This window comes from Acidithiobacillus sp. 'AMD consortium' (assembly GCF_008926505.1).
Classification (GTDB): Bacteria; Pseudomonadota; Gammaproteobacteria; order Acidithiobacillales; family Acidithiobacillaceae; genus Acidithiobacillus; species Acidithiobacillus ferridurans.
Genome location: NZ_CP044411.1, coordinates 1,228,484 through 1,250,697, shown reverse-complemented (window position 1 = coordinate 1,250,697; position 22,214 = coordinate 1,228,484). Strand labels below are relative to the sequence as shown.

Annotated in this window: 21 protein-coding genes and 1 tRNA gene; 9 read left to right on the top strand and 13 right to left on the bottom strand. The window is 55.4% G+C overall.

Annotated features, from left to right (window positions below; all coding sequences use genetic code 11):
* Positions 1–153 precede the first annotated feature (153 nt).
* The gene (locus F6A13_RS06555; protein WP_012536612.1) at positions 154–807 is read left to right on the top strand and encodes a hypothetical protein; all 654 of its coding nucleotides are present in this window, start codon (positions 154–156) and stop codon (positions 805–807) included.
* Between the two features lie 293 nt (positions 808–1,100).
* Here F6A13_RS06555 and F6A13_RS06550 read toward each other — a convergent pair whose 3' ends face one another.
* The 7 genes from F6A13_RS06550 to F6A13_RS15970 all read right to left on the bottom strand — a co-directional run bounded on the left by F6A13_RS06550 (position 1,101) and on the right by F6A13_RS15970 (position 8,180).
* Positions 1,101–2,270: a hypothetical protein gene (locus tag F6A13_RS06550; RefSeq protein WP_012536611.1), complete on the bottom strand. Its 1,170-nt coding sequence runs from the start codon at positions 2,268–2,270 to the stop codon at positions 1,101–1,103.
* A 1,015-nt stretch (positions 2,271–3,285) separates the two neighbouring features.
* Entirely contained in the window at positions 3,286–3,780 is a 495-nt protein-coding gene (gene ssb / locus F6A13_RS06545) for a single-stranded DNA-binding protein (protein WP_012536610.1), read from the bottom strand.
* A gap of 49 nt (positions 3,781–3,829) precedes the next feature.
* Positions 3,830–4,720 carry a DNA adenine methylase gene (locus F6A13_RS06540; protein WP_012535816.1) on the bottom strand — a complete coding sequence of 297 codons (891 nt, stop codon included), beginning with the start codon at positions 4,718–4,720 and terminating at the stop codon, positions 3,830–3,832.
* Positions 4,717–5,913, bottom strand: coding sequence for a hypothetical protein (locus F6A13_RS06535; protein ID WP_012536609.1), 1,197 nt, complete (start codon positions 5,911–5,913; stop codon positions 4,717–4,719). The genes F6A13_RS06540 and F6A13_RS06535 overlap by 4 nt, the downstream gene beginning before the upstream one ends.
* The gene (locus tag F6A13_RS06530) at positions 5,910–6,764 is read right to left on the bottom strand and encodes an ATP-binding protein (protein ID WP_151528129.1); all 855 of its coding nucleotides are present in this window, start codon (positions 6,762–6,764) and stop codon (positions 5,910–5,912) included. The genes F6A13_RS06535 and F6A13_RS06530 overlap by 4 nt, the downstream gene beginning before the upstream one ends.
* Before the next feature lie 10 nt (positions 6,765–6,774).
* Entirely contained in the window at positions 6,775–7,776 is a 1,002-nt protein-coding gene (locus F6A13_RS06525; protein ID WP_225981990.1) for a YdaU family protein, read from the bottom strand.
* A gap of 200 nt (positions 7,777–7,976) precedes the next feature.
* Complete coding sequence (locus tag F6A13_RS15970; RefSeq protein ID WP_413227728.1) at positions 7,977–8,180, bottom strand: hypothetical protein; 204 nt, start codon at positions 8,178–8,180, stop codon at positions 7,977–7,979.
* Positions 8,181–8,302: 122 nt separating this feature from the next.
* Here F6A13_RS15970 and F6A13_RS06515 point away from each other — a divergent pair, with 122 nt between their 5' ends.
* From F6A13_RS06515 to F6A13_RS06495, 4 genes are all read left to right on the top strand, one after another.
* The gene (locus F6A13_RS06515) at positions 8,303–8,749 is read left to right on the top strand and encodes a helix-turn-helix domain-containing protein (protein ID WP_225981989.1); all 447 of its coding nucleotides are present in this window, start codon (positions 8,303–8,305) and stop codon (positions 8,747–8,749) included.
* Positions 8,750–9,023: 274 nt separating this feature from the next.
* Positions 9,024–9,251 carry a hypothetical protein gene (locus F6A13_RS06505; RefSeq protein ID WP_012536605.1) on the top strand — a complete coding sequence of 76 codons (228 nt, stop codon included), beginning with the start codon at positions 9,024–9,026 and terminating at the stop codon, positions 9,249–9,251.
* A gap of 316 nt (positions 9,252–9,567) precedes the next feature.
* Complete coding sequence (locus tag F6A13_RS15775; RefSeq protein ID WP_257248164.1) at positions 9,568–9,702, top strand: hypothetical protein; 135 nt, start codon at positions 9,568–9,570, stop codon at positions 9,700–9,702.
* Between the two features lie 144 nt (positions 9,703–9,846).
* A complete protein-coding gene (locus F6A13_RS06495; RefSeq protein WP_012536603.1) occupies positions 9,847–10,842 on the top strand; it encodes a tyrosine-type recombinase/integrase in 996 nt (331 codons plus the stop codon).
* 19 nt (positions 10,843–10,861) lie between these two features.
* Here the strand turns inward: F6A13_RS06495 and F6A13_RS06490 are convergent.
* A tRNA-Val gene (locus F6A13_RS06490) sits at positions 10,862–10,936 on the bottom strand.
* A gap of 160 nt (positions 10,937–11,096) precedes the next feature.
* Here F6A13_RS06490 and F6A13_RS06485 point away from each other — a divergent pair.
* Together F6A13_RS06485 and F6A13_RS06480 are read left to right on the top strand one after the other, a co-directional pair.
* The gene (locus F6A13_RS06485; RefSeq protein ID WP_126605262.1) at positions 11,097–11,750 is read left to right on the top strand and encodes a YidH family protein; all 654 of its coding nucleotides are present in this window, start codon (positions 11,097–11,099) and stop codon (positions 11,748–11,750) included.
* A 151-nt stretch (positions 11,751–11,901) separates the two neighbouring features.
* Entirely contained in the window at positions 11,902–12,426 is a 525-nt protein-coding gene (locus F6A13_RS06480) for a methylated-DNA--[protein]-cysteine S-methyltransferase (protein ID WP_126605261.1), read from the top strand.
* Positions 12,427–12,570: 144 nt separating this feature from the next.
* On the opposite strand, the gene F6A13_RS06475 is transcribed toward F6A13_RS06480, so the two are convergent.
* The 4 genes from F6A13_RS06475 to F6A13_RS06460 are packed head-to-tail and all read right to left on the bottom strand — an operon-like array spanning position 12,571 to position 18,562.
* Entirely contained in the window at positions 12,571–14,952 is a 2,382-nt protein-coding gene (locus tag F6A13_RS06475) for a sucrose synthase (RefSeq protein WP_126605260.1), read from the bottom strand.
* Positions 14,945–17,089, bottom strand: a complete 2,145-nt coding sequence (locus tag F6A13_RS06470) for an HAD-IIB family hydrolase (protein WP_126605259.1) — start codon at positions 17,087–17,089, stop codon at positions 14,945–14,947. The genes F6A13_RS06475 and F6A13_RS06470 overlap by 8 nt, the downstream gene beginning before the upstream one ends.
* 1 nt (position 17,090) lies before the next feature.
* Positions 17,091–17,993 (bottom strand): PfkB family carbohydrate kinase, encoded by a 903-nt coding sequence (locus F6A13_RS06465; RefSeq protein ID WP_126605258.1) that lies wholly within the window; start codon positions 17,991–17,993, stop codon positions 17,091–17,093.
* Positions 17,990–18,562 (bottom strand): mechanosensitive ion channel family protein, encoded by a 573-nt coding sequence (locus F6A13_RS06460; RefSeq protein WP_113525822.1) that lies wholly within the window; start codon positions 18,560–18,562, stop codon positions 17,990–17,992. The genes F6A13_RS06465 and F6A13_RS06460 overlap by 4 nt, the downstream gene beginning before the upstream one ends.
* A gap of 181 nt (positions 18,563–18,743) precedes the next feature.
* Between F6A13_RS06460 and F6A13_RS06455 the strand changes: the two genes are divergently transcribed.
* Positions 18,744–20,165: an MFS transporter gene (locus tag F6A13_RS06455; RefSeq protein ID WP_126605257.1), complete on the top strand. Its 1,422-nt coding sequence runs from the start codon at positions 18,744–18,746 to the stop codon at positions 20,163–20,165.
* Here F6A13_RS06455 and F6A13_RS06450 read toward each other — a convergent pair.
* Entirely contained in the window at positions 20,162–20,551 is a 390-nt protein-coding gene (locus F6A13_RS06450) for a group II truncated hemoglobin (protein ID WP_113525820.1), read from the bottom strand. The genes F6A13_RS06455 and F6A13_RS06450 overlap by 4 nt on opposite strands.
* A gap of 195 nt (positions 20,552–20,746) precedes the next feature.
* On the opposite strand from F6A13_RS06450, the gene F6A13_RS06445 reads away from it, so the two are divergent.
* A complete protein-coding gene (locus tag F6A13_RS06445; protein ID WP_113525898.1) occupies positions 20,747–22,171 on the top strand; it encodes an NAD-dependent succinate-semialdehyde dehydrogenase in 1,425 nt (474 codons plus the stop codon).
* The last annotated feature ends 43 nt before the right edge of the window (positions 22,172–22,214 follow it).

The window sequence follows — 22,214 nt, the reverse complement described above, 5'->3', positions numbered from 1 at the left end:
TTGAAGTTATGATGAGGAAAATTAAGTGCTGGTTACCGTGGGATAGGTTTACTTCCGGACGTTTTGTATATAACTTATTTCAGAATTTAAAGCAAACCAGTGCAGCGGTGGGTTGCAGAACATCGATGAGGATAACCAGGAGGAATAGAACGTATGGATGTAAACAGCATTCTTGATCTGATAAATGTCAAAAACATTTACATTTTGATATCATTAACTCTTATTGTGGGAATATTTACAACAATAAACATGCTCGCTTCTGGAAAATTCTATAGGGCAAAAATATCAAAATCTGACACAAACTTAAATATTATAGAAAAGTTATTAGAGACAAAAAATATAACTATTACGGACAAGCAAAAAGAAATGTGTTCGAAAATAATTGATGACTCGTTGATAAATTTGATGACCGGATACAAGCTAACAAATGAAAATATAAATATCTATAATCAGGTCTTGTCGTTAACTTCTAGACCTTATCTATCTTATTTTTCAGCAAAGATAAAATCCCCAAAAAAAAGTTTATATGAATCATCTATTAGGATGCTTAGGCTGTATTCATTAACTACAATAGTTATTATTCTGGCATTGTTGGTAGCATCCGTGCTTACTGGTAATATTCTCTCGCAAACGTCTTCAATAAATCACATATCTTTTGATTTGAATTACAAAATTGCCTTCTTCTTTGATTTATTTGTATACAGCATGCTATTTATTGCTTATATAACATCATTTAATAGGCTTTCAAATGCGATAATACTTTTCGTTTTGTGCCGCAACAATAAAGAGCTTGGAAGCATCGCATAAAGTAATTACGGTTTCACTTCAGGTGGTGCAATGCTGTTGTGCAGCTCTTCTCGCTTCCATCAATAAGGAATCAGAACCCAAGGTTTCCTGACGGCCGGGAGTTGCCGTTCGTGGGATCGGTACATCAGTCATTTGAGCGGCTGCAGGACTCTAAAACCCGCCCTACAGCCTACGCGTGCAATTCGGCCCTTGCCGCCGGTGGCGTCGGCTCAATTGAATGACCGCTTCCGCTGCTCTGCCGCCGTTGACGATCGGCGGTAGATGGCAGAATCTAGATGCCTTGATAAAGTGTATTAAAGGGCGCTTAGTTTTTCTAGAAAAAATAAGGGGTGTTCTCTAACCTTCCTTCTTGCAGGTATTAGTCTTTGTATTTCCGTTGTTAGGGCTCCAACACTGACTAATCCTAGTGAAACCAAACCAACAAGTAAGTTTGGCAATGTGACGATTGAAGGGATTGCAATGGTTCCGATGGTGCCAGATCCAACTACACCCCCGGCTTTCAAAATAGAGCCAATTCTTAGGCTTTCCCATGCCTCCGCTTCCTGCTCATGCAGTTGTGATAGGCCTTCTTTTAATGTTTTCAATGCTTCTATATAATCTTCAATATTAGCATATGCGTTGTTAGAAATTATATTTGTCTTTTTGCTTATGTATTTTTTTGTTTTATCGACGTGCGGAAGAATGTGCTTTCTGATTGCCAAAACCTCTTTCCATGATGCGTTTAATAATATTGACTCTAATTTTTCATTGTCAACAATCTCAGCGTTTATAGCAAAATCAATCATTGATGATTCTGGGTAGATGCATGAAGATTGATTTTTTGCTAATTCAAGAACAATGCGTGAATTTATTCTATCAGTTGCAATCGGAGCTGCGTTAATAGCTTGCGCTATTCTTATATCCTTTAGTGCTCTTCCAACACGTAGGCGTGAGATCCAATTCCAGTCCTCATGCACATTTGGAATGTCAACAGGATCTTTATGGGGAATGGCATATTTTGATGTTTCTCCATTCATTGAAAACTCAAGCCCTTGCACCACTGTATCTCTAATAGAAATCTCTGGTTTTAATTCTGATGCATCGATTGCTGCTGATTTAATTAGATCAAGATTTGATAGTGCAGAGCTGTAGCATAACCAATGCGTTCCTGGATCTATTGTTTTTACGTTCTTTGATTCAATTTTATTTATAATTTGACGACTTATGGCATTCTCTGCTCCATCTAAATAATTATTGTAAAGTTCTTCATATCCTTGCACCCTCGGATAATGGCCTCTGGATTGCCAGTGTACTGTTGATGTTGAGAATTTTTCGATCACTTCATCTGTATTTATGATGGCCTCATCTTTTATGTCTGAAATATATATTCGATCAAAAAACAAGGTGAGTCTTTTTAATACTTGCGCATTGCTTGGCTCGTCACCAGTAATTATGTGAGCACTTGATCTGCGTGTTGTAGACATGAAAGCACCTTTTTTGGTAAATTGCGATCGGATTCTTGTTTTTCTTAAGCGTTTAATAAGGCTTCTATGTAGACAAAGAAATGGCGAATCTAATAATAAAACCAAATATCGTTGCGCCTTGTTAGTAGTTTTTCAATTAACGTATACGTACAAGATTATGCTATAATATGCCCTGATGCAAGCTTTTATGCAGCTGAGGGGGCGGTTGTACTTGTAGCACAACAAAGGCAAGTGGAATCCGGATGGCGAAGACGCCTAGTTATAACAATTGTTGAGTCAAGGAACTGCAATGGTGTCAAGTTAACTGGACGATCATGAGGTCTATTCCTTACCATGATGTGCAACTTTAATTGCGGACCCAGCAATTCGAATGACTGCAAACGCTGCACTGCAACCGTTGAGCCTTATGGTTGTCGACAAACAAACTGCTTGTGGAAATTCATTTCCGCAAGTTTTTTAGACCCTGCCTCACAACAGCGCCCCTGCCTTTCTCCTTGCCTTCAGTGCTGCGCAAATCTGGCCATAGGACTCGCAACTATGAAGTAATTTACTGCCAGTCGGACCAGGCGAGCCATGCCCCCACCACCAGCACGACCACCATAAAACTCAGCCACAATCCCGCGTAGCCAACGCGAGATATAGGGATTGTGCCTAGGCGATCGCAGGTGCGAGTGATTCAAATTGCGCCCCCTGGTTAGTTGTTGTTGGTACTACCTTTATAAAACATCTCGCCGGCCGCCGCCAGAATGAGTGGGCCGGTATGGGATTCTCCGGCAGATATAAAATGCGATTAGCGCCATCCTGACGAACTTCCACCCTCCGGGAGCAGCGTCTTGATGGCCTGCTCCACCGGTACTGGCACTGCGAGGGATTCAGGGTAGATCCGAGCGGTAATACCTACGCCGTGCTGGGCAAGAATCGGCTCTATAGAAATGGTCTTCCTTGAAGACCGGCAGATCAGGGGTTACGCAGGCGGGACCACCTGAATGCCAGAGTCTGAGCAAGTTCCGCCCCCTCAGAACCGCACTCGCGGAAGCCGCCAGCGTGGTTGACAGATGGTTTCCGCCTTGGTGATAAAGGGAATATCGTCGTCAAATTCCTCCATCGGCGCTGCACCCATGTCGCCGCCACCCCCACCACCATGCTGTGGCGCTGGATTGCCGCCGTCGGCCCCGTCGCGGCGCCCACCGATCAACTGAAGCCGGTCGCCCACGATCTCCGTGGAATACCGCTCCTGACCGTCCTTATCGGTCCATTTTCTGGTGCGGATACGCCCCTCGATGTACGCCCGGCTTCCCTTACGCAAGTATTCGCCGGCGACTTCCGCCGTCCTCGCGAAGAGTGCAACGCGGTGCCACTCGGTACGCTCCTGGCGATTGCCGTCCCGATCCTTGTAGGACTCCGACGTGGCGATGGTCATATTGGCGACCGCCGTCCCATCGGGCATATACCGCATCTCAGGATCTCGCCCCAGATGGCCCAACAAGATCACTTTATTCACGCCTGCCATGGTTTTTTCTCCTGGATTGTGGTGACGCTCGGTATAGATCGGGAGTGGGTCACACTGCACACAGATCCAACAAGGAACACTGGCGCGGGGCGTGCCGCTCATACCACTGCGTAAGGCGTGGATTCATCCAGATCCTTTCTGTCCGATCTCGATCAATATCTTCACCGGCTCGCCCTGACCGGTTCGCGTGACAGGAGTGGGCAAAATCCACAAAGGACCATCCTTGCCCGGACTCCAAATGATCCGAATATAAATCACTGGGATAGCCAGAAATCGCGACATAGGCATCACATGCACAGAGCACCCGAAGCAGGTTCTCATGGTCCTGGTCACTCATCTCATCGGCATACTGCCCGTCTCTGCGCGTAGCCTGGAGATAAGGCGGATCACAGTAGATGACAGCCGATGGGCTGTCGAATCTCCGGACCACCGCAATGGCATCATCGTTCTCGATCAGCGCATACCGCAGCCGATCCCGAACCAATCGCAATTCCGAATCGATGACGGCGGCCATGGACCGAGCCTTATTGTCAAAAACCTTGGCAAAGGCCCACGCCGGATTTTTGCGGGTGGACTCGGCGGCGAACGCGGATCTGGCGATATAGAAAAACCGGGCGGCGCGTTCGAGGTCTGACAGGCTTGCCGGGTCCGGAATGGCCCGCCACTCATAAAACAGTTGGCGCGAGTAGGGGGTATTCTGCAGGTACCGGATCAGTTCGTCCGTGCGGTCTCGGAGCACACGGAAGAAGGTCACGATCTCACCATTGGCGTCGTTGATGACCTCGATGCCCGAGGGACGACGGGCAAAGAATACCGCCCCGCCACCAAAGAACGGTTCAACATAGGTCAGCTCCCGCGACGGCTCGGGAAGCCGGGCAAGAATCTGGTCAGCCAGTTTCCCCTTGCCGCCCAGCCAGGGGAATGGCGGATGTACGCTCATACGGAAGCCACCTGCAGTGCAGCCAGCACCTCACATTCACCATTCTCCCCACGAAGGTATGCCTTGCAGGACTCGAAAAGGGAGACCACTTCACGGTTGTCGGCCCGGCCAACGCGCAGGACCTTCTTTCGAATATCGGCCAGGTTTCGATTGCCCAGCAGTTCACGCAGCGATGCTGCTTCAAGGCTGATTTCGTCAGTTTTCTTCAGCACCTGAAGAAGACCGAGAATGGCGCGGTATTCCCTGGCCTCGGCCAGGTAAGGGATGAGCTGCCTTGCAGCGATTTGCTGCTTGCCCACCTGAATCAGAAGATCCAGGAACTCCCGCTGGTCGGCGGGCATCTCATAACTGGCGTCTTCCTCTTCCAGGTCGATACCTCCGACTGCGATGGACACCTGGTCCTCCAGCGAAAGTCGCTCGCTACTGCCTCGTGCCTCATGGTCTCCCCTTTCTTCCAGCGCATATTCCAGGCGAACCTCTGTTCGCGCTCCATGCAGCGTGGCTTCCATTCTTTCCAGCTCCCGCATTTTCTTCTGCCGTTTTTCTCCGGAGAGATGCTTGAGTTCCGATCGCCTCTGCCGAATGACTCTTTCCAGCGATGCTTTTGAGAACGTCGGCTCGTGGGGCAACACGGATTCCGCATCGAGCCGTTTTCGATAAATGAAATCTTCCATGGCATCACGGGAAGCAAACCGGGTATGCACATCAACGAATGTCGCAATATTGGGGTGCGGCACCGTGGCCAGGTCGTGCTTCTCCGTAAAGTGTTGCAATGCCTTGGTGGCCGCCGTGACGGCAAGATCGTGATGATCGTCGCGATGATCTGGTATAGACCATTCAGCCGTCCTGATTTTGGATTCGATGATCGTGGCTCCGCGCCGAATGGCCTCAGAGATGATCTGGTTCATCACGTGATTTTGGCGGGGGGTCAACTGGATGCTTTGCGACCAGCGCATGAGGCGGATGGCCACCTGTGCGCTGCAGTCGTATCCCTTCGGCGCGAAGTCACTCGCGCGCAGGTCTTCCAGGAACTGCTTTGGCTCTGAAAAGAATGGACCAAGGTCGATCAGGTAGGATGCCATGTCTCTGGTCGCGCTTCGGGCGCAAGCGGAGCGGACGGGATGCGTGCTCAGCATCGGGTGGCCTTCTGAGAGGGGCTCTATCAGCAGTTGCTGCTCATGATTTCTGTTCATGATTCACCCCGCAGACAGAGAGCCGTGTCGGATGTGCACCCCCTCCCCCGGCGATGGCTCTGCCAGTCAAAGAGCAGCAGGCCGCCATTTTGACACAGCCGGTCGAAGGCGGCCGGACCCAGGCATTTCTCCACGCCCTCCATATTCTCGTTGGACAGGATGAGGGTCGGCTTTAGATCGCGATATCGGTGATCGATCACCTCGAAGAGATGCACCCGCTCTCCATCGCTGCCGAAGGTTTTCCCAACCTCGTCGATGATGAGCAGGCCCACTTCCGCAAACCCGCGGATGACCTCCAGCTCCGTGCTGTTGCCGATTCCCCGCTGCCAGGTCTGGCGGATCCGGGCAATGATGTCGTAGGCGGTGACCTGGAGCACGCTGTGCCCTTTGGCCAGCACCACGTGGGCGATGGCAGACGCCAGGTGGTTCTTGCCCGTGCCGGGATTCCCGCAGAGGATGAGACAGGATCCCTTTTGGGCGCGCTCTTCGAAATGATCTGCGTAGTCCCGGCAGACATCGAGAGCTATCTGCTGACCCGGGACCTCGATCACGTAGTTGTCGAAGCCGCAGTCGATGTAGCGACTGGGGATGGCCGCGCTCTCCATGAGCCGGCGGGAGGCATGCTCCGCCGCGCACACCGGACAGACCGGCGACAGGTAGCGGATGACGTCCCGCTCATCCACCATGGAGATCGGATAGCGGCCGTGGCGCGCGCACTCGCGGTACTGGGGATGACGGTCGGGCAGGATCGCCTCATTGGTAGGGTCGAATCCCCATTTGGCAAGGAGATCCCTGGCAGCATCGCCCGCATGGACGGATGGCTGATGGTGGATATCGGACTTCTTTTCCATGGCGGCTCTCCTACAGTCTGACATAATGAGATTCGGCAACAGCGACGGGCGGCAGGAGCGAGCGGTTGGGCGGCCCCGCTGCCGGCTGGTTCTTTCCTCCTTTCCCTGAAGATTTCCCAGCGTCTTTCAGCATCGCGGCGATGTAACCGACGTGGATGCCGCTGCCTTTTTTCTCCAGGGCGATCTCCGCCGCCGCCAGGATGTGTTCGTCGGAATGGCGTGCGCACATCTCCTGCACAACAACCATGTGAGGGGCCGCACGGACGCCAAGCCCCCGTAGTTTCTTGCACAACGTGCCTTCGCGGGTTGCAGTCGGCAGTGGAGAGGGCTCTGTGAGCGGCGTTTCCTGAAACGTTTCACCCGCCGTTTCGGAAACGTTATCAACGTTTCTTCTCTCTCTCTTTTCTCCCTCTCCTTCTTTTCTATGAAACGTTTCAGCCGTTTCAGGAAACGTTTCAGTGAAACGCCCTTGAAACGTTTCAATCGTTTCATCGGCTTGGGTAGAGTGTGCTTCCTCAGTTCTGTTAGACTGAGCGTTTTCCTGCCTGGCCTTCTGTGCCGCCCGCCAGCGACGAAGGCGCTCGCGATCCTTGGCGCGCGGGTCCGAGGGGCTTGATGTCGGCTGTTGGGTCTTGTTGCCCCAGGCATCCAGTACCATTTCCGAAAGCACGGGATGGTACAGGCGGCCATCGGAGCAAAGGGAGAAGCCATGCAGTGCAATAGTCTTGACTTTCATCCACCGTCGGGGAGAACCTCGATATCCAGCGAGGCACGCCAGGATCTTGTCATCGTTGGGAAGACTGCCAGCAGGTACCTGTCGCATGGATTCGGTCCATAGCTTTACCGCTGCGCCGAACTCCTCATTGCTGGCCAGGTGAATGAAGTCGCTGGAATGGAGTCGGCTCAGGTCCAGCTTCATCCAGCAATAGGAGCGCAGATCAATGTCTGCCGGTACAGGTGGGGACGAAAGTGCTGAACAATCCAGTTCTTGTGCGTCAATTGGAATCGGCATGGTCTCTTCCAGCCTTCTCAGCCCTGCGAATGGGCGCCAGGAATGATCGCGCGGCTGAAAACGCAATCCGGGTGCCCTCGTTTCCTGGCATAGAAGAAGCATATGATGAAGTATTCATGCGGCCCCCTGCTCGCTGCTCTCGCCTGGGGGATCGAAGATGTCGGGCCGGAGTTCGGCGCGGGTGATTGTGCCGCATGTGCTCATGCGGATTCCCTTTCAGGCTTTGGGGCCTGGGAGGAGGCGGCACCATTATGTCGTCTCCGGGAGTCAGGGAGTCCCGGCGGCAAGAGCTTTAGACGGATTGCCGCACCGACCAATCTATCGGAGGTGTCTTGGGGCAACTCTTCGGGCCACTGGTAAACGGCTTGGCGACTGATCCCAAGCGCATCGCCAACGGCTTTCATAGTGCCGCCGAAGATCCGTATCGCTTCCTGTTTTGTTCGGATGGTGCTCATGATGAATAGTAAAGCAGTCTTCACCATTTCAGTCAAGGACACTTTCCCTGGCGGTCAGTATGCTTGACCACATGGACGACATCGGCGATCGCATCAAGGAAATCAGAAAGCGACTGGGACTGACTCAGGCAGAACTGGGGAAGCATGCGGGCGGATTGAGTAAATCCGCTGTCCACCAGTGGGAGAACGGTGGAACGAAGCCGGCATGGGATGCCTTAACTGCCCTCCGAAAGAATTTGGGCATCAATCCCGACTGGGTAATGCAGGGAGAGGGTGCGATGCTCCAGGAGCTAGGGACACCTAACGCGGCAACGTTAATAGAATCTGGCGCGGATGGTTTGCCGTTTGACGGACGGGGACTAACGCCTATGCAGCGGGCGATGCTGGGGATCTTCGACCGCCTGACGTCCAGTCAACAGGATGAAGTCATGCGAGAGCTTGAAGAAACTAAACGGAAAAATGAAGAAATAATTGAGGAGCTTACCAGACGAAAAACCAACCATGCAAATGAGTCTTGATATCTATTACTTTTCTTCGCGGACACCGTGCTTCTCTTTTAATTTCCCTCTGATTTTATTGGATATAATGGCCATGCGCCCACCGCGCTCATAACAAACCCTGCTCATCAGCATATACAATCAGACCCCGTCGGCAACCCCCTCTATCAAGAATCACCGTCCCCGCGGCAGAACGCGGTCATCGGAAAGCATGCTTGACTTATGTTGTGAAGCGTGCTTTACTTGGCTCATCAGCCGCCCACACCCAGCGCGGCGACATGGGGGACCGTCAGCTATGGCACCATCACTCTCGCAAGAATCCATTGCATATCATCCGCATTCGCGGGCATTTGCAGTTGCGGCGCACAATGCGCGGGCTGCTACGCAAGGTCAATCCAAGGTCTTTGTCCTCTACTGCGACGGCGTCGTGCTGGCCTTTCTCTTCGATCGCTCCACACCCATCGTGGACCTCATGGCCATGGTCTCCCGCGCGGGCACGGTGCGGAAGGTGGTGCTCCGATGAAGCGCACCCTCCTGTTCATAACCACGAGGGAGGACCCAGAGCAACGGAGCCGTTCTGAGTTGCTGCTTTGCCGGATACTCTTGTGGGCGCCGAGAGGGTCATTTCTGTTTCGGGAGCCGGGCCGCGTCAGCATAGCTGCGCGTGGTGATACCCCCTCTTGGCGGCGCTCTGTTCAACTCTGGGATGAGGTTCCGTCATGATCGCGGCAGCAAAGAAGGATGCCTCGCGCCTTGGCACACTCATCCGGCTTAATGGCACCAGGCTGCCCATAACCGGGCTTCAGCCCAATGGGGAAACGTCCGTAAGGAGCGTTTACGTGGATCTCGAGACGACCATCGGTGCCACCATCGCCTACGGGTACTCCCTGGAAGATGCTATACCAGCGCTGATCGACGCATGGGATAACGCTACGGCATGGACTAGACGGTGGATGATCAATGCACCTAACTAGACAGCAGCTTTGCGCCAAACTACAGACTAGTGAGTCCACGATTCGCCGGATGGAGCATGACGGAATGCCATTTATCCCGGTAGGCAAGCGTGGTAAAAGGTACAATTTGGCAGAAGTGCTTGAGTGGTCAAAAAGGAATAGGCAGTGTCCATCTGGATCGACAACAAAGATCGTCGAAATGTCCAAGTTCAAGTTGACGGCAGACGCCTACATCGCATCCTGCCAGCCGGGTCGTCTGCGCGTGACGCCAAGCAAGTCGAAGCCAGACTTCGAGCCGAACTGACATCGGCAAGCCCCCTGCCGGAGCGTGCCGGCGACCCACCGCTTGCCGCTGTCATGCCCTTGTACCTCAAGCATCTGGAGCACCTGCGTAGCCCGGAGACCGCCCGATTCCATGCTGCCCGCATCACCCCCTGGCTCGCCCAATACACCGCCTCAGAGGCCCCAAAATGCGCCGCGATGATTATCCGCGACATGACCGGAGCCTATGCGCCCGCGACGATCAACCGCAGTCTGGGCGCGCTCAAGAAGGCCCTCACGCTGGCCTGGGAACAGGAACTGACCCCAGAGAACTACGGTGCCAGGATCAAGCGCCTGCCGGAGCACAACGAGCGGCATATCTACCTAACGCTGGAGCAGGTCAACGAACTCGCCAGCCACGCATCCGATCCGGTCGCTGCCGCGATTTGGATTGCTCTATTTACCGGCTGCCGTCGCGGCGAAATCACGAAGCTCAAGGCCGAGGACGTAGGGGAAACGACGATCACCATCCGCGCTGGGAACACTAAAACGCTTAAAACGCGTACCGTACCCATCATCGGACCGATGCGCCTCTGGCTACCATTCATCCCTCTCCCCATCAACGCCGAAGGGCTTAAGTCTGGATTTCGTCGCGCCCGCGAGAAGGCCGGATTGCCACACTTGCACTTTCACGATCTACGGCACTCTTGCGCATCAATTTTGCTAGCATCAGGAGCAGACCTGTACACCATCAGCCGTATCCTAGGTCACTCATCCACCAAGATGACAGAACGTTACGCGCACCTGCAAACCGACGCGCAATCCATCGCCTTGGAACGTGCTTTTTCAGAAAATGCACTCAACAATGCACTCAACAAAAAACCGGCCCTGGGCAGGTGATATAACTACTTGATTTATTTGGTGGGCGGTGCAGGGTTTGAACCTGCGACCCCTGCCGTGTGAAGGCAGTGCTCTACCGCTGAGCTAACCGCCCCAAGGTGAGCGGGCTCACCTAGAGAGGGGACAAAATACCAATCAACGGCATCAGGGTCAACCATTTTCCCACCTTCTCACATGGTTTGTTTCCCGTTAAACTGCCAGCTCTCGCAACTCCATACCAGCAGACGCTCAAGCGCGGACGGTCACCCCCATCCATGATGTTTCTGAAATACCTGCCGACGGTACAGGAACCCCGGCTTTACATGGCGTTGGAACGCACCTACCTGGGTTATTTCAAACTCCTCTTCCTGTCGATCGGCACCGGCCTGATTTCCGCACGCCTGGCCATTCTCTTCAAGGCTCTCCACTACGCCGCCCTGGGCCACTTTTTCACCGAGCTTTTCTACTGGCTGAGCTGGCCCGCCATCGCCCTGATTTTTGTGGTAACATTTCGTTTTATGTCGGACCTGGAATATATCCAAGAAGGATCTCCCGTGGCTGAGAAAGAAATCATTGATCCGCGCGTTTACATGGCCGCCGAGCGTACCTTCCTCGCCTGGGTACGCACCGGCATAGGCCTGATTGCCTTTGGTTTCGTGATCGAAAAATTCGACTTTTTCCTGGAGCAGCTCTCCATCATGCTCCATACTAGACTCGTGATGGGCGCAGGCTTTTCCGGGATGGGCATCGTTTTCATTCTTCTCGGGGTCACCAACCTGGTCATCGGTGGCATCAACTTCATTCGCACGGTCAAAAAAGTGGACGAGGGCACTTATCATGTCCACAAATTTCTCTACGGCCTCTACGGAGTTATTCTGCTGAGTATCACTATCGTGCTGGCTGCCATGATCATCCATGTGTCGCCCTGAGCACGCAATTGCTAAAGCATCTGTACAGGCGTCAGGTGGTCATCATAAGCCCAATGGCAGGCAGGAAACGAATAGTTGGCGAATCCCTTCCTGCCATTTCTCCAGCGCCTAGGTAGAACATCATTCCAGAGTTCATATTGGGGAGATTTTCATGCTGAACCAAGCGCTTCGATGGCAGTTGGATCGTGTCACTACACCGTTGGGTGTCATGCTGCTGGTCACCGACGCGCAAAACTCCCTACGTGCACTGGACTGGGCGGACAGCGAGGCCCGCATGCTGGATCGACTCCGCCTGCTCTACGGCTCCGACAGGGTAACGCTAACATCGGGGACTGCTCCGCAGCCGGTTCGCAACGGTCTGGAAGCCTACTGGGCGGGGGATCTCAACGCCGTCTCCGCCATTTCCGTAGAAACCGCAGGCACCGAGTTTCAGCGGAAGGCCTGGGCTTGGTTGCGCAGCATTCCCGCCGGAGAAACCCGCAGCTACCGGGAACAGGCGAGGGGTATGGGCCGGGTATCGGCGGTACGTGCCGTGGGGCGTGCCAACGGCGCGAATCCCATTGGTATTGTCATTCCCTGCCATCGCGTGATTGGCGCCGATGGCGCTTTGACCGGATACGCGGGCGGAATAGAGCGCAAACGCTGGTTGTTGCGGCATGAGGGCGGCGATTTCTAGGGTAACGTCCGTAGTGCAAAAGCAAATCCACATCATCAGGGGTTGGCGCCTGACGGGTGGCCAGCGCATGTGACGGAGGACACGGATCGAGAAGGACAGTAACCGCGTGCCCACCGGGCATCTCAGCGTTGGCACTGTTGTACCTCATGATTCCCCCAACGGCACCGCATGGGCCAGAGGCCGCCATTGCAAGTGCTGAAACATCTGCAAATAGCGACGGGCGGCGTGACGATCGGTTTTGAGCATGAAGCGCCAGAAGCCGAAAATTCGCGCGAGCGTCATCATCTGCATGGCGTAATTGCTCCAGGTATAATGCGCGCTGACCCGTGCCAACGCGCCGTCGGAAATGGTCTCCCAGACACGGATATCAGCAGCAGCCGCTTCCAGGAAATCCGCCAGTTTTTCCGCCGTCTCCTGTTGGTTATTGGGGTTGATATGAAAGCCGGAAACACCGTCTTCGATGATTTCCAAGGGCCCACCGAAGCGGGTGGCAAAAACCGGCAGCCCCGAACTCATGGCTTCAATCACCGTCAGTCCGAAGGCTTCAAAGAGTGCGGGCTGGACGAAGCATCCACGGGAATCACCAATAACTCGATAGAGCTCTCCCGCCACATTTTTGTCGAGTAAAGTGCCTATCCAGCGCATCTGGCCATCGAGTTGATACGCATCCATAACATCGTGCATCCGTTGGATCTGCACCCCCTCTTCCTCGTCCTGAGAATTCCGCGGATCAATATGACCGCCGATGATCACCAGATTGGCCAGTTTGCGCAGGCGCTGCGAAGCACCAAAAATCTCCGCCAGTCCGCTGAGATTTTTGATGTGGTCCATGCGCGCCATACTGAAAATGATGGGTTTATCCCGCTCCTTGAGTACGCCGCGCCGGTCCGCGGCGGGCTCCTGGTCAAAGAGCAGTGCATCAATATCGTCGTGCAGATAACGCAGACGTGCTTCGCTGGCGGAGTAGGGAAAATAATAGCGGGCGTCGGCCCCCGGAGAGACGATATTGAATTTGGTATCGAAGACGTCAACCCCGTTTTCCACCCGATACAGTCCGGGGAGGCTGTAATTCTGATATCCTTCGTACTGGCCCACCTCGCGGTCGTTTCCAGCGATTTCCTGATAGGTGCTGGTAACGATAATGTCGGAAGAATTCATGGCGATGAGGTCCGCGGTGAACTGGCACGCAAAATGATGGCTGGCGTCGTGATCGCGCCAATAGAGGTCACTATAGAGGTATTTGCTCTTCTCCAACGCGTGGGCGATGTTGCATTGGGTGACATTCAGCCGCGCACTAAGGATAGTGGCCACCAGATTACCATCGGAGTAATTGCCGATAATCAGGTCGGGACGACGGCCAAATTCCGCCAGGGTTTCCCGTTCGAGGTCATCGGCATAGCGTTCCAACCAGGGCCAGACATTGAAGCGGGAGATCCACTGGGGCAGTATTTCGCCATTGGGGTACCGGAACGGCACGCGGAGAATCTGCACGTTATCGGCGCCCTGGACGGGCTCCAGACGCTGATCGCAGGAGGTGCCATCGGCATTGGGAATCAGGCGAGTGGCGATCAGAATACGGGGTACGATATCCACCCCCTGGCGGGTCAGGCGCTGGCGCATTTCCTGTTCCAGCGCCCGCGCCTGATCGAGAATGTAAACGACCTGCCCGCCGGTGTCCGGACGTCCAAGCACCTTGTCCTGCGCGAACCAGCCATGAATGGACACGATCAGTATCTTGGAGATCATGGGGATACGGTCGATGAATGCTTGCAGACTCTCTCCCGAGGGGGCATCCAAGACATCCATCAGCAGACGCATGGTCTCGCGCACTCGTCCGGCGGTATCTCCCCAGCCGGGGGCGAAGCCGCGACGGGTCATCTCCGCCGCAAACTCCATCCAAGGTTTGGTCTTGGGGAGCGTCGCCAGATACTGCACGGTCTGGCGTAGATCTTCAAAATCCGGCGGCTGCCCATGCACCATCAGCGATTGCCCGTTGAGCTTGTGCACGGCCAAAAAGTCGAGAATGCTCTGGCGCCCCGTCTTGATGTTCCCGAACAGTTGCCCAGCCAGGCGGCGGTTCATATAGATGAGTCCTTGTCCGATGGTGTCCTCATCTTGTAGGTGATAGGGGGCAGCGCGGAAATCCTCAAAATCCACGGTGAGTATCGGCTCCTGATCATTTGCGGGGAGCACCTGTCTTTCTTTAAAAGCCAGATAATCACCCGGCGTGAGTGTCTCCAGTTGAAGCTGCTCCCGATGCAGGCGCAGATAAGTCCAGCGCCCAGGGCCGGGACGCCAGGCCAGATAAATCCAAGGCTCCGCCAGCACCGCCTCTTGTAGTCTGGAGAAAAACGCCTGCAATACCGCGAGGTCTACATCACTGCCGTAATCTGCAGCAAAGTCGTCGATGGTCTCTTGCAAGTCGGTAAAAAGCAGAAATGGGCGTTGCAGATTGAACAGATGTCGCAACAGCCCGGCAACGCAATGGGGATTTTGGTTGATACAGCGACGCAGATGGTCAGGCATGGGCTTGTCCTGGAAAACGGTAGTGCTGGATGCCTTCGAGAATGCCCCAGGCATGGTGAGCACTGGCAAAATAGATGTGATGCTTATCCCTTAGCCCGTGTAGTTCCGGGCTGTGGTTGCCGACAATAACTCCACAAATTTCGCCACCCATCATATCGGCGTCATTGCCGGAGTCTCCCGCGGTCAGCACTGCACGCAAGGGCAATCCCCAGCGAAAGGCCAGGAAACGAATAGCGTGGCCTTTGGACGCCCGGATGGGCAACACATCCAGAAAGCGGTTATGGGAAAGCACCACATGGGCGGCGATCTGCCGCTCACGCAAGCGATGCTGCAGATCCTTCGCCGTTGGCGGGCGCTTGGGGTCTACGTAGTAGCTTACCTTGAATGCGCTCTGGGTGAATTTTTCCTGCAGGCGCAGGCCGGGTATCTTGGCCAGTGCCTGTAATACCCCTTCACGCCACCAGCGATAGTGCAGGTGAGCGGCCCAGTCCTGATCCTCGCGCAGCTTGCTGCCATAGATGATACGCGTACCCACGTCGGTGATGCAGATATCCGGGCGAGGGACCTGGTTTTCCGCCAGTATCTCCATGGTTTGTTTGAGATTCCGGCCGGTGGCCACACCAAATGCCACCCGGGGGTGTTCCCTCAGCCATTCCATCAGCGTGGCAAGCCCCGCCGGGTCGCCAATCAAGGTATTGTCGATGTCGGATATGAGCAGATGATCCGCCGTCGGTAAGGCGCGGCGTACCCCCTGGCGGGCGGCGGATTCCCGCCGCAACTGTTTGCGCTGACGCCGGAGAATGCGTTCCACTTCTGCCAGATAACGGCGTGCATGGGCCTCCCAGCTATAGACCCGGCGCACCCCTAGCAAGCCTGCCCGGCTCGCACGCTGCCAGCGTTGGCGATCAAACAGCATTTGTCTGAGGGCGTCTTGCATCTCTCCGATATCCAGCGGATCCACCAGAATGCCATTGCGGCAGTAGCGGATGATGTCCTGCGGGCCACCATGCCGGGTGGCAACGACCGGCAAACCTGAAGCCGCTGCTTCCAGCAGGGTCAAACCAAAGGGTTCGGTGAGCGCCGGATTGACGAAAACACCCTTATAGATGGCCGCATAGCGATAATATTCGGGAATGTCTTCGGGCTCGTGGTGCTTGGGAAGGGCGACTCGTCCATACAGGTCGTAATCATCAACGGTATGCAGGATGCTCTGAATCACCCTTTTCGCCCCGTGCGGGAGCTGCCCAAGGCGGTCACGCTGGCCCATGACCAGAACCAGGTTAGCCTGCTCCCGCAAAACCGGGTCCGTGGCATAGGCTTCCACCAGACGCTGAAAATTTTTACGCTCATCGGGGCGGGCAATGGCCAGAATGGGAGGCCTGCGCGGTGCCTCCAAAAAGCGGTGTAAGCCGGACAGCAGCGGTGAAGAACGCTGCCGCCCTGGTCGGGAAAATCGTCGCAAGTCCACACCGGGCGGCAGGATCTTGAAATGCGCCCGCGCGGCGTTCTCGTACAGGCCATACTGCTCGTCCACTTCCTGACGGGTGCTGGCCAGGATCACGGACGCTTCACTGAGTACGGACTCTTCGGCGGCAATACGTCGCGGGAAATGAAATTGCCGGTCGATACTTTCCGCCTTACGGCCGGCAGCAATCAGTCTTTCCCGCTTATCCCGCCCCAGGGAATGGCCGGTGTGCATGAGCGGAATACCCAGCAGGCGGGAGAGGCGCACCCCTACGTAACCGGCATCCGCATAGTGGCTGTGGATGACATCGGGAATACAGTCTTCACTGCGGATAAACTGCAGCGCGCCGTCCACGAAGGTATCCAGGTAATCCCAGAGCCGCTCTTTTTGCAGATATTTGTGCGCTGGACCGGCAGGCAGACGGATAATCCGCGCGCCGGATTCCAATAGCTCGCGCGGCGTTCCATAAATGGGATTTGTATCGGGATCATCAAAGCGACGGGTGAGAAGGTCGATCCGAGAAACGCGCGGGTCCCGTGCCAGCGCCTGGATTTCGTCGAGTACATAGCCAATCTGGCCGCCGGTATCTGCATCGATCCCGAGCTCCGGAGTACCGCAAATGCGGCCATGGATACTCAGCATCAGAACGTAAAGACCTTGGTGATCCGCCAAGTCAATCCTCCCTAGCCCATCGCGCCATTATGGTCCGGTAAAACTCGGGTTGATCCGGGATGGCGCCGGATATCGCACAAATGGCCGCTGCCAATTCTCCTGCCCTTTGCAATCGCCGCGCAATGGCATCACCGCGAAACAGGCTCCAGAACCAGCCTGCGACGAAAGCATCCCCAGCTCCTACGGTATCCAGGACTACCGTAGGGGTAGCTTCCGCCTCATAAAAATTGGTCCCGTCCCCATAAGCGGCACCCGCAGTACCGCGGGTCAGCAAGACGGCTTGCACATGAAAATATCCTGCCACCATCTGCATCGCTTCCCGCAGGGTCGAGGCTGGGGGAAGTTCGTAAGTGCGAATAATCTGCTCCAGCTCCTCCTCATTGCATTTTAGTATAGACGAACCCCGTATGACCTCGGCCAGCAATTCCGGATTCCACCAGGGATCGCGCAGATTGATGTCCACCAAGCGCCACCGGGCACGGGCGCGCAACTGGCGCCAGGTCGCCCGTGATGGCCCGTCTTCCCGCAAGGCGAGGCTACCGTGATAGAGCCAGGGAATGGGGGCGATCACACTGGAGGGCATACCAATGGCGTCGTAGGCCTGATGCGGCAGAATCTCGAAGTGGTGCCCCTGTCGGACATCCGCCGTCACCAGTACCCGGCCGGTGGGAAGCGACGCGTCCACTGTCACTTCATTCGTGGACATCCCCCAGTCCCGCATGTGCTGCAAAATGTGTTGCCCCGAGGCATCCCGCCCTACCCTGCTGACAAAGACGGATGCCACCCCCAGCGCATGGAGGTGTTGCGCAACATTGAAGGGTGCGCCGCCGAGTCGTTGCACCTCTCCAAAATCGTCGACCAGACATTCGCCGAAAATTACGCCGGGGGGTACGTCAGCATTCATGGTGCAGCCTTCTCATCCGGGCGGGCTTTTTTTTCGACATCGGGCAAGCGACGAATAACGCGCTGGAAAAAGAGATTGTTGGGTATCACCACAATCTGGCCATCGTCCTGGCGCAACTCGGTAAACATGAGATTCTCTTCGATCACCTCACCAGTCAGGGATTCCGGCAATATCTCGACACGTTGCCCTAACTGTAATGGCTGCCAGAACCAGATAAAGAAGCGTGCCGTAATATTGCTGACCATGGCCCATACCGCCAGCATACCGACGCCAATCACCGCCAACAAGCTGACGAAGGTGGTCCAGACGGCTGTGACATCGACACCCCAGACCCGCAATACGACAACCCAGACAATGAGCCAGAGAAACCATGTGGTGATTCTCTGGAACATCACACCATAGCCGCGTGACAAGGCCCGTCGTCGGCCGAGAAAGTCCATGAGATGCACAACTACATTGCCATACCAACGTAATATCAGATAGCTACCCGCCACGATCAGCAGGGTATACATCGACCGGTGTAACAACCATTCGGGGTCTGTCGTCAGCCCATGGAAAATTGTGCCCATACATCACTCCCTCTGCTGTTGGTTTTACCATAACGTAGCGAACGCAGACGGGCAAATCCGCGCTTTACGGGCGTAAGGCAATCCATTTGTCAGGGAACCAACAGAGAAAAGGCTTATCAGATAAGGGTATGCCCCGCGCGATACCGTAAAGAGCGGCCCGATAGGCGACAGAGGAGAGATCATGGCAGACACTAGGAATCCCGGCACCATCATGGGCGAGAAAGCGATCGCCGCCCGCATGCATCTGGCCCGCGAACACCTCGATCGCTTGCGCGCCATCCTGAAGGAACCCGACCGCTGGGTGTCCGTCTGGTTTTTGGCCTATGCCCTGCTGGGGGCAGTCTCCTCCGGGCTGTTGCCTATTCTCCTGCCCTTGATGATTGTCGCCCTCACCCATCATCTCAGTTGGGTTGCCTACGTCATGGGCGGATTCAACCTCGGACTGCTGACCTCTCCCTTGTGGGGAAACCTGGCCGACAGCAAACATCTGCATCGCCCCATTTTTTTCTGTGGCTTTCTGGTATTGCTGATGGCGCTGGCCGCCATGCCATTTCTGCCGGGCATTCTCACCTGGAGCGGGCTCTCGCTGCTCGCCGGCGCGGGAACCTCTGCCGTGGCGACCATGGCCAGCCTGTTCATCGTCGAGTTCGACCCCCAAAATGAATGGGAACCTCGGCTGGGCTGGCTGCAAACTTTTAACGGCGGCGGGCAGGTCGGCGGACTTTTTTTGGCCGGCATTTTCGTCAGCAATTTTAAACTCGGCCTGATCTGCTCAGCCTTGGCATTGATTCCCGCCATCTGGTTGGGTGCCAAAGGCTTGCCTGCCGGCGCCAAAAGTTATGACTGGACGGTGGAGATCGGCAATCATATGCGGCGCGATCTGGACTGGCGCTTCCTCGCCAATTTCGGGCGCCCGGAACTGCTGGGGGGTGGCCTGCTCCGGTTTTCGCATCACCTTTCTCTGCAGGGCGCGCGCCGGTTTGGCGATATGCTACATACGCGTTTTGGCCGCTTTCTATTTTCCTGGTTTGCGGTGGCCTTTGGCGTAGCGGCATTTTTCGCCTATTTCCCGGTAGCGATGCAAAAGGCTTATAACGTGGCCCCGGCATTGACCTCCAGCGTCTACGCCATGACCGCCGCCATAGCGTTGGTGCTGTACTCCGTGGGTGGGCAGCTATCCGGGCGTTTTGGCGCCGGAAGGGTATATCGCTGGTCTTTGATGCTTCGCTTTTTGGGATTTGCCCTGCTACTACTGGTATTTTTCCTGCCCGTATCCCGGGCGCTGATTGCCTTGGCTGGCTTCGTCCTGATTGTTATCGCCTGGCCCCTGCAGAGCATTTCCGGAACCAGTCTGACAGCGCGGCTCACGCCATTCAGTCAGGGCGAGGCGATGGGACTTTTTAACGCCAGCGGCGCAGTAGCCACGGTAGTGGGTACCTTTCTGGGCGGTCCGCTGGTACAGTTCATCGGCTACTCATCCCTGTCCGCCATAGCTCTGGTCGGCATCCTGCTCGGCTGGCTGACGGGGCATGGATTACAAACCCCCGACGCTGCGCCGGCGGCCATCCACGATGATTCTGCAGTGCAGAAAGCGCAGGCCTAGCGATTCCGCATGAAATCAGCCGTGCGTTGAAAGGCTCCCTGCAGGTGGGTATAGAGTTCGGGCTCTATCCCTACCTCGTGCATGGCCTGCAGCATACAGGCCATCCACTGATCCCGTGCCTGGTCATCCACCGGGACAGAAGCATGCCGTGCGCGCAAGCGGGGGTGTCCATAACGCTGCACATATAGATCAGGCCCCCCCAGCCAGCCGGAAAGAAACAGAAAGAGCTTCTCTCTGGACTCGGAAAGGTCTGTCGGGTGGATATCCCGCAACGGAGTTTGCCATTGCGTCTCGCCGTCCATAAGGTCATAAAACCGGTTGACGAGATTGCGAACGGCCTCCTCACCACCAAGACGGGCGTAGGGCGTGTTTTCAGGTTCAGACATTAATGGTCTCGCTCCAGGTTTAGGTGTATTGGCGGCCGCTTTGTTTATAATGCATGCCGCGCGGATATGGCCCTTTTGCGCTTTATCCATGCATGCGCTACAGTCAGCCCGATACAACCCGCCCCGCAAGAGTACCTTCTTTGGATGTTGTTCGGCAACGTCCCGGCTACCGCCCACCGCATACAGGAAAACTTCATGCCCCTTGCACCGACAGCCGCATTCATCGATGGATGCTGGACAGACCTCAATACACGCTTTGTGGTACGGAGCCCGGTCAATCAACAGACGCTCGCCGAAGTGTCCGATTGTGGAACTCGGGAGGCTGAAGCCGCGGTGCAGGCGGCAACGGTCGCTTTTGCAACCTGGCGGCAAAACACCGTCTACCAGCGCGCGGCCATCCTCAGCCGTTGGGCGGAGCTCATCCAGGTTCACGCAGAAGACCTCGCCCATCTCATCACCTGGGAGATGGGCAAACCCATACGCCAGAGCCGTGCGGAAATCAAAACCGCAGTCGCCCTGGCGCGCTGGTACGCCGAAGAATGCAAGCGCATCACCGGCGAAAGTATCCCTTCCCAGTTTCCAAACAAGCGCTTGCAGATCTGGAAAGTGCCGGTTGGACCGGTATTCGCCATTACGCCGTGGAACAGTCCAATCTCCATGGTCGTTCGCAAGATAGCGCCGGCTCTGGCAGCCGGCTGTACGGTCATCCTCAAGCCCGATGAGCAAACGCCGCTCTCCGCATTAAGGCTTGCCGAACTCTGGGCGGAAGCGGAGGGACCCGCTGGCACCCTGCAGGTACTCCCCAGTTCTGATCCTGCGCCACTGGCGGAGCGATTGATGGCCGACCCGCGCATAGCCAAGTTGAGTTTTACCGGCTCTACGGTGGTCGGGCAGAAGCTTTATGCGCAGGGATCGTCGACCATCAAACGGCTTTCTCTGGAACTGGGCGGGCATGCCCCTGTACTGATTTTTGCCGATGCGGACATCGATGCGGCGGTGGCCATGACCATCCATGCCAAATTCCGCTATGCCGGCCAGTCCTGCGTCGCAGCCAACCGTTTGTATGTGGATGAGGCGATCCTGCCGGAATTTACGGCACACTACCTTGAAGCTATGAGTCACCTCAAGGTCGGAGACCCTTTTGCCGAGGACACCGACATCGGGCCGCTGATTTCCGAAGTCGCTGTCCAGAAGTTCAAAGCACAATTGCAGGATGCCATGGCCCGGGGTGCAAGACTCCTATGCGGAGGGGATGCACAAGGCCTGTGGTGCTCCCCGACCCTCCTCGCCGACCTCGATCCGCAGAGCCGTATCTTCCACGAAGAAAGCTTCAGCCCTCTGCTGCCCATACAGGGGTTTCGTAGCGAAGCGGAAGCTGTCGCCCGTGCCAATGACACCCCCTATGGCTTGGCTGCTTATCTATGGACCCGCGATCTCGGGCGCGCATACCGCATCGCGGAAGCGCTGCAATGCGGCATCGTCGGCGTCAATGACGGGGCTCCCGCCACTCCACAGGCGCCCTTCGGCGGCAGTAAGCTCTCCGGACTGGGCGCCGAGGGTGGCAAATGGGGGTTGGAGGAATATTTACAATTGCACTACGTTTCCATCCAATTGCCATAACAATTCTCTAGTCCCTGGCCATCCAGGTAGGATATACTGCCAT